The organism is Chthonomonas sp. (genome assembly GCF_035294165.1).
Lineage (GTDB): Bacteria > Armatimonadota > Chthonomonadetes > Chthonomonadales > Chthonomonadaceae > Chthonomonas.
The window spans coordinates 1-8,205 of sequence record NZ_DATGLN010000142.1 but is presented as its reverse complement, the minus strand read 5'-3'; the positions used below and the strand labels follow the sequence as shown (position 1 = coordinate 8,205).

At 56.2% G+C, this 8,205-nt stretch carries 5 protein-coding genes; 2 read left to right on the top strand and 3 right to left on the bottom strand.

Annotation, left to right across the window (positions count from 1 at the left end):
* A partial coding sequence (locus tag VKV29_RS06995) for a PHP domain-containing protein (protein WP_324200588.1) occupies positions 1-354 on the bottom strand: 354 nt, incomplete at its 3' end.
* Between the two features lie 410 nt (positions 355-764).
* Between VKV29_RS06995 and mrdA the strand changes: the two genes are divergently transcribed.
* Together mrdA and recN are read left to right on the top strand one after the other, a co-directional pair.
* Positions 765-2,576: a penicillin-binding protein 2 gene (gene mrdA / locus VKV29_RS06990; protein ID WP_324200587.1), complete on the top strand. Its 1,812-nt coding sequence runs from the start codon at positions 765-767 to the stop codon at positions 2,574-2,576.
* 295 nt (positions 2,577-2,871) lie between these two features.
* Positions 2,872-4,539 carry a DNA repair protein RecN gene (gene recN / locus VKV29_RS06985; RefSeq protein WP_324200586.1) on the top strand — a complete coding sequence of 556 codons (1,668 nt, stop codon included), beginning with the start codon at positions 2,872-2,874 and terminating at the stop codon, positions 4,537-4,539.
* Positions 4,540-4,553: 14 nt separating this feature from the next.
* Here recN and VKV29_RS06980 read toward each other — a convergent pair whose 3' ends face one another.
* A complete protein-coding gene (locus VKV29_RS06980; protein WP_324200585.1) occupies positions 4,554-6,527 on the bottom strand; it encodes a hypothetical protein in 1,974 nt (657 codons plus the stop codon).
* A gap of 76 nt (positions 6,528-6,603) precedes the next feature.
* The gene (locus VKV29_RS06975; protein WP_324200584.1) at positions 6,604-7,584 is read right to left on the bottom strand and encodes a stage II sporulation protein M; all 981 of its coding nucleotides are present in this window, start codon (positions 7,582-7,584) and stop codon (positions 6,604-6,606) included.
* Positions 7,585-8,205: the final 621 nt, after the last annotated feature.

The window sequence follows — 8,205 nt, the reverse complement described above, 5'->3', positions numbered from 1 at the left end:
CTTGTAGTAGAAACCCTCCAGAGCCGCGATGGAGGTGAGCTTGAGAAGGTTTTTATAGCCCTGCAAATTGCGGGCTAATAAGACCATGTGGTAGGCTGCCTGGTCGAGCTTGGGTTGTTTGTCGGTACAACGGCGTGGGGCGACATAGGCCTCCACTCCGAGGATGGGCTTCACTCCCGCCGCCTTACAGCGCTCATAAAAGTCCGCCACCCCGTACATTACGCCATGATCGGTGAGTGCGAGAGCGGGCATCTCTAGCTCTGCAGCGCGCTGTATAAGCGCATTCAGACGATTGGCCCCGTCTAAAAGGCTGTACTCCGAATGGCAATGGACGTGAACAAAGCTGCTCGACATGGCGACTACTCCCGAAAATGGAAATGCAGGCAAGATGCGACGTGTTTCGATCCTCACCGACGCTCAAACGCCGGTGCCACCTGGCGCAACAGCGAGACTGTTGTCACCCGAGTTTTTCTACAAACGCGGCAGATGCCGTTATTTAGTGCTATCGAACTCGACCGCCGCTATATTTAGAAACTCGCTGCTATTTTAACGGTTTTCCCCCTTTGTGAAAAGTAGACAAAGTTCTATTCTCGAAAGCCTCCATCGTTTCCTGCCAACAGGCCCTATACCCCAATATACCAAAACCGAACTTTACCATCCGCATCAAAAACCAACTTAGCGTGTAAACTAGAAGAGTTAAGCGATAGCCGTCTGCGACTTTTGCCCGTGCTTCCGCAGTAAGAAAAAAAGAGGAGGTAGCGCAAGTGGCCGAAAAACCGATAACCAGCCCCATTGAGGCACCGGAGCATGTGCCCGATTTAAGGCGTTTGCGCCTACTTTATGGCATTATCTTTCTATTGTTGGCAGCTATCGTTGCTCGTCTCTGGTATTTGCAGGTAGTGGAAGGCAAAGAGCTTGCCGAACAGTGCCAAAACCTTCAATACAAGCACATTCGCCGAACCGCCCCTCGAGGCCTCATCGAAGATAGAAACGGGCATATTCTTGCCGCTAACCGACTGCGCTACATTATCTCCGTCTTTCCAGACGATGTTCGCAAGCATCCGCAAACGCTTTCACGTCTGGCCGAACTGCTTAACCTTTCCGAACCCGACCTTCAAAGCCAGTTAACAAAGTGGGTGCAGCAAGTCAGTCGCTACGACCCAATGCCCATTGATAAGGATGTGGACATCAAGACCCTCATCCGCGTGGAAGAGGAGAGCTTTGACTTGCCCGGGGTCTTCATTACGCGCGAGCCGGTTCGATACTATCGCGACGATGGGCTTTGCTCGTCCTTTCTTGGCATCACCCGCCCTATTACCAGCGAACTCTATGCGCGTTGGAAAAGTCGGGGCTACCACATGAACGACCAGGTAGGCATTTTCGGCCTTGAACGCACCTACGAGCAGATGCTTCGCGGTCAGGCGGGCGAAACCGACTACGAGACGGATGCGCGCGGGCGTATCTTGGGTCAGGGGCAGGAGATCGCGCCTATTCCGGGGAAAACACTTAGGCTAGCGCTTGACTTTGGACTTCAAAAGGTGGCGGCACAGGCTTTAGCGGATACAGGCCACCGCGGAGCCGTGGTAGCACTAGACCCCAACAACGGTGGGGTGCTCGCCTTTGTTAGTTGGCCCTCTTACGACCTAAACCAGTACGGAAAGATATATGGCAAGCTGCTCAAAGACCCGGCCCACCCCTTAATTAACCGTGCTTCGGACAGCGCTTTTGCTTGTGGTTCTACCTTCAAACCCATCACAGCAACTGCCGGTTTGCAGAGTGGGGTCATCACCCCACAAACTCAGTTCTACTGTCCCGGCTACTTGCGGCTCGGCTCCCGACTTTTTCACTGCGACGAGGTGCACGGCGCCACCGGCTTTTATCGGGCTATCGGTGCCTCCTGCAACGTCTACTTTTTTCATGTGGGGCTTCTGGCCGGTCCGGAGGCGATTGTGGCTTGGGCGAAACGCTACGGGCTTGGAAGCCGTACCGGCATAGATATTCCCACCGAAACGCCCGGCCTGCTGCCCTCGCCGGAGTGGAAAAAAAAGACAGGGCGAGGCCCTTGGTATCCGGGCGATACCCTCAACCTTTCCATCGGGCAGGGATATCTGAGGGTCTCACCGCTTCAACTCGCCGACTACGTGGCGGCCATCGCCAACGGTGGCACGCTGTGGCGCCCCCATTTTGTAGACGCTATTGTTGACCCTATCACCGGTAAAGTGCAGCCTGTTGAACCGAAAGTGCGTGGCCAGATAGGCTTTAGCCTGGCAACACGACAGGCTATTGTTCAAGGGATGGAGATGGCCGTTCAACCCGGCGGCACGGCTGCAGGGATCGCTATTCCGGGGCTTTCCATCGCCGGTAAAACCGGTACGGCCCAGGCCTATAGTCAAGGCAAAAAAGAGGACAATGCCTTCTTCATCTGCTTTGCTCCTGTGCAGCATCCACGCATCGCCATCGCTGTTATGGTAGAAGGCGGCGGCTACGGGGCACAGGCGGCAGCCCCCATCGCCCAGAAAATGCTGCGCTACTACTTTTTCCACCGTACGCAACAGGTCGCTTTGGTCCATAGGTGACTACTCCTTGGTTCAAGCCTAAGGGCCTCTTGGCGCCTTCGCCCTTCAGCCGGATAATGCGCCGACTTAAGCGTTTTTGCGCTCAGTTTGCCCGTTTGGAGAACGGCCTAAGTGCTATAGAGCGTGAGCGTTTCCAGCCGCTGTTGCCCAGTCTCCTGTCGCATTGCAGGCGCCTGGCTATAGAGCCAACGGCACCCCTTCCCGGTTAAAGGTGCGGGGCTTTCTGCCGAATTTTCTGTAAAATGTAGATATAACATCGTATCTTTAAAAAGCGAGAGGGCTGCAGGCCGTGTTGATGCGACTTTCTGTGCGGAATCTAGCGATTATTGACCAGCTCGACATCGAGTTCTATCCGGGCTTCAATGTGCTTACCGGAGAGACAGGAGCTGGCAAATCTATTCTCATTGACGCGCTCGGCCTCGCATTGGGAGAACGGGCAGACCCCACCATGGTGCGTGCCGGTGCCGACAAGGCGATGGTAGACGCTCTGTTTGACCTCAGTCGCCTGCCGCACATCGCCCAGATCGCCCAAGAGATGGGCTTTGAACCCGAAGAGGGTCTCTTGCTGCTCTCGCGAGAAATACAGTCCAACGGGCGTTCCCTTTGCCGCATTGCCGGCCGCCCCGCCACCGTGGCCCAGCTCAAAACGCTTGCCGAATGGCTGATAGACCTTCACGGTCAACATGAACATCAGTCCCTGCTTTCGCAATCGCGTCATCGGGATATTCTCGACGAGTGGGGTGGTCAACCGATTCTGGAAGTAAAATCCGCTCTCGCGGCCACATGGGCAGAACTGCAGAACTTACGCCAAGAGCGGCAGGCCTTGGAAAAAGAGGCTCGCGAGCGAATGCATCTGCTCGACCTCTATCATTTCCAGCTTCGCGAGATCGATTCGGCCAAACTTGTTGTGGGAGAGGATGAGGAGCTTGCCGCCGAACATAGGCGCGTGGCCAATGCGCAACGCTTGGCAGAGAATGTGACCACCGCCCTCTTAGGGCTAAGCAATGAGGATGCGGGTGGTGCCATTGAAACGCTCGATAGGGTGGAACGGGCGTTAGCAGAGGCGGCCTCTTTCGACGAGAGGCTAAATGCACCGTTAGAGACGGTTCGCTCGGCCCTCTACGAGCTGAGTGAGGTTGAGCGCGAACTTGGCCGGTATCAAGAGAACATCGAGTTTTCTCCGGAGCGGCTGCAGGAGATCGAGGAGCGGCTAGAGCTGTTACGCACACTTAAACGCAAGTACGGAGCCACTATCGAAGAGATTTTGCAGTATCGTGAGGAAACCGAACGCAAGCTCGATGCTCTCACTCACAGTGAAGAGCGCAGCCGCGACTTGGATCACGCAATAGCCCGTTTAGAGGCGACGCTGGCCGAGCAATGCGAGCGACTTAGCAACCTGCGCCGGGTCGCCGCCGAAGAGTTCCAGAAGCTGATACAACGCGAACTGCAGGAGCTTGGCATGGAGCGTGCCCGTTTCAGCGTGGAACTGCAGCCCACGGAACCCACTTTGCAGGGTGCCGATCGCATAGAATTCCTTTTATCTACCAACCCCGGCGAGCCGCTGAGGCCGCTTGTGAAGGTGGCCTCTGGGGGCGAAATCTCTCGGGTGATGCTTGCCGTGAAGACGGCCATGTCGTTACGTCAAGAGCTGCCCACCATGGTTTTCGATGAAATAGACGTGGGCATTGGGGGTCGTACGGCGAGCGTGATCGCCGAAAAAATGGCGGTACTTGCAAAAAGGGCACAGCTGCTTTGTATTACCCATCTCGCCCCCATTGCAAGCCGCGCCGAGCATCAGTTTGCCATCGAGAAGCGGGTTGAGGGCGAGCGCACAACGGTGCAAGTAACTCCGCTCACCTCTGAACAGCGTATCGAAGAGATTGCCCGTATGTTAGGCGGCAACGCCGTTACCGACACGGTGCGCCAGCATGCCCGCGAGATGCTCGCTTCGCGCTCGTCTTAGCGCCTCCCTAGGCGCTAAAGAAGCGGCTCGGTGTATACGGTGGTGGTCTCAACAATGCGACGGAACCACTCGCCCGAAGGGGAGAGCATGGGCAGCCACCATGCAGAAGGCCGATGATCGGTATGAGGAAGCCCACGCAAAGTGAGGAGAGCATATCGCACAAGTTGAAGGCGTGCTCGCTCCGCCTCCAGCTGCACCTCCGAGCGGGTAGTTCGTGCCGCTTGCGCCTTTTCGCCACGCTCCTGCCTTAGAAGGGCTGCACGTAACGAGACGATCTGGATGCGCGTCTGCTTCTTCTCATGGGCAATGCGCTCTAGTGTGGCCCTGTACTGCTCGCGTTGTGCCTGTGCTTCGGCGTTCCACTCTTTCACACTGCGATAGTGCTGTCCCATCTCGCGCTGCACAACCTGCTCCTGCTGTTTCAGGCGATAAAGGCGTTCATGCGCGGCCTTAAGGCGTTCCCGCAGCGGCTGCACCTCCTTCTGCAGCTCAATAAGCTGGCGATTGGCCGTAGTGTACTCCGTTGCCCGATCGGCCCAAGCGCCAACGGGGTCTTGCTGCTCTAAAAAGCGGATCAAGTCCAGCGGTTTACGAAGCGCTTTGATCTGTTGGGTAAGCCGCTCTTGGCGCTCTAGAGACGACCTCCAGCCGGCGGCAAACTCCGAGCAGAGCAGCGACGTGCGGCCAAATGCATGGGCGATATGCGCTGTGGGACGCAGCGTCGCGTTGGCGACCTCCAAAGAATCCCACGTTCGATAGCGCAAGCGTAACAGGGGATGAACCTCGATGGGGATGCCCTGCTGTCTCAACTGCTGATTCATCTGCCGAGTGCGCCAGACATACATCGAACCCTCTTCATTGAAGACACAGATAAACTCCTGGGCGAACATCGAGATAAGCGTAATGGCTTTTCCAACTAAAGTGATCTGATCCCCAAGGCGCGCGGTAAGCACTTCGGCCAGCGCCTCTACCGTTTCGATGGGTGTTTTGAGCGGGATGGCGATGGGCGCGCGGGTTTCGATGAAGAGCACACGTGGCGTTATTCTTAAGGTGCCACGGCCTCGTCCCGGCACAAGGCAATCGAAGGGAAGCGCCCCAGGCCCGAAGCGATCGAGGGTGTAGATTTCGCTGCCTGCCACCACGCTGTTGTAGGCCTGCACAGCGGTTTCGCGTGTGGCAGGATCGAGGAAGAGCGACACGATGCGAAATCGTGGCAGCGAAGCGGTGTGTGTGTTGAAACGCAGTAGGTCGGAGGTGCAGGTAACTTCGAGGTCGGTGGGCGGATGGCCGAGGAGCAGCGAATAGAGGTGAGGCAGGAGGGCGCGATAGAGCTGGGAGAGCGTGGCATCGGGATGCTGCTGACAGTAGTTCTTACACCACTGCAGCAGCGCCTCCCCCACTTTGCGCGCTTCCTGATGACAACATTGCGGGCCGATCTGCTGCCAGCTATTTTCAAACCCCCAAGAGAGCAGTTGCAACAGCCCTTCTTCCACATCTTTCAGACGAACAGAGTTGGCGATAAGGTCGCTCGAACCCAAATAGGCCAGCCCGCGCCAGCCCCACGCTTCGGTTACCTCGTCAATAAAGGCCTGTTTGCCGCGTGGGTCTGCACTGGCAAGGCGACGTAAGGGAACCCTATGGGCGGTAAAATCGTGCCGTGTGGGAAACGTTTCGCTGCCGAACAGGGCCGAAATCTCCCCGGCAGCCGACCAGAGCGCCCGTGTAGAGCCATCGTTGTGGGGTAGCAAGGCAAAACGCGCCTCGCCGGCATTAGGAAGGCGCGTGCGGGCAAAGTAGTCCGTATCATGAACACCCACCACCATTCTGCCCCCAAGCTGCGCCTGATCGAGCAGGCGGCGCAAAACGGCCTTCATCGGCTCATCCCAAAACACGGTTTGGCCAAGCGCAAGAAAGGCGGTTTCCGGGTAGCGTTGACGTAGGCGATGAAGAACGTCAATGGAAGCGCTTATCGTGTCGTTTCCACTCATGCGATTGAAAACTCCAAAGCGGAGAGACTCTTAGGAGAGTTACGAAGCGCACAAGAGGTCAGTTCCTTCGGGCGCATTAAACCTCGCTCTCCTTTCCAAAAACGGGTAAGCGTCGGGGCAAGAACAGGTAGAGGTACCAGAAAACGCCGTTCAGTCCGGCGAAGGTAAGGCGAAGCCATGCGGGCAGCGCGAGGTGTGAGAACATGCCCTCGATCAGACCGGCAAAAACAAAGAGCGGAATGGTTCCCAGCAGCAGTTGAACGCCCTCTTTACCGGCTCGTAAAAAGGCCTCTCTACGGCGATAGGGACCGGGAAAGAGGAGAGCTGCCCCCATCATAAGGCCGGCAGCCCCTGCGATGAGCGTGGCCGTGATCTCGGCAACGCCATGGGGCAAGATGCCGGGCCAAAAGGTGGCGTGACGATGCACTTGGGTCATTAAGGCCGACATCGCTCCCAGCACCGCCCCATTGTAGAACAACAGATAGGCGGAGGGAACGCAGAGGGCTGGGCCTGTGGCGTAGGCCATAACGGCCACCTGAAAGTTGTGCGTCATCAGCATGCCCGAAAAGGCCGCCGAAGGAGGTGATGCGATCTTGCCGCTTTTCCAGACGCGCACACTCGCCTGGAACTCTTTGGGAATAAACAGATTGAGCCGCGGCGGCGAGGTTATAACCATCCAGTAGGCCAGCCCAACACCGACGAGAAAAATGGCCAGAGCCGCCAGAAAATAACCGCACCGGCGTTGCAAAAGGGTTGGAAATTCATAGAGGTAGAAGCGGCGAACGGTCTGAAGCGGGAATGTGGAGGTCTCGGCCTCGTATAAAATCGCTTGGGCGCGCCCTACCAACCCATTGAGATAGCCCACAATATCTTCGCTAAGCGCCTGAGCCGATGCATAGGCAAGATCGGAGGAGACACGCCGATAGAGCCTCATAAAGCGCAACAAGTCCCCTCTATCTAGCGCACGCACCCCTTGGCGCGTATCGGCTTTCCGGACAATACGGCTTAACTCTTGCCAATCGGCCTGACGTTCATTCACAAAATCCTGCTCATTCATCGGCTTGCACGCACTCCGGCACCTCGGCTGTCCACTGCCTCAATACTCCATAATACCTTAATCGCCGACAAAGAAAACCGCAGAGAAAGCAAAATCCACATCTCCTGTCCTCGTTCTCCCTCATAGGGGAAGATACAAACAAAGCAAACTTACGCTCGGATCTCTTCTACAACCGTTCTTTTGGCAACTAACCAAACTATCCCCTATCTCCCTGGCCGCTGTACTGCTGTCTGCAAGACGGAAAGGACGGGATAGGGGGCGAGCGAGATTGGCTTGCTCTGCAGAACTGGCTCTAGAGCGGTTTCATTTTAAGGAGTCGTTAGAGTTAAGAGTTATGCCCAAAGATAGTCTTCCTCTTGACATCTAGGCACAGACGTGTTACAATTTAATATGTGAAATGGGCCACTTGCATAAGTATTCTTTTCTGTGAAATGCAAGACGATTTAAAAGAGAGACGTTTGCAAGTTTCGTACTCTTTTGTGTTTTGCCTCGCACCGTAGCGGCCTACCGAGGACGGATACCTTCACACAGATGTCGTGCGTTCCATGCCTCTCCCCATACCGGAGGAGATGAGGCTTTTAGGTTCCTGAACCATAAGGAACCTTTCGCGCAAACCGGTCA

Bases quoted from the DNA above. Each gene is read 5' to 3' on its own strand.
- recN (WP_324200586.1), top strand. From the start codon at position 2,872: ATGCGACTTTCTGTGCGGAATCTAGCGATTATTGACCAGCTCGACATC.
- VKV29_RS06980 (WP_324200585.1), bottom strand. From the start codon at position 6,527: ATGAGTGGAAACGACACGATAAGCGCTTCCATTGACGTTCTTCATCGC.
- VKV29_RS06975 (WP_324200584.1), bottom strand. From the start codon at position 7,584: ATGAATGAGCAGGATTTTGTGAATGAACGTCAGGCCGATTGGCAAGAG.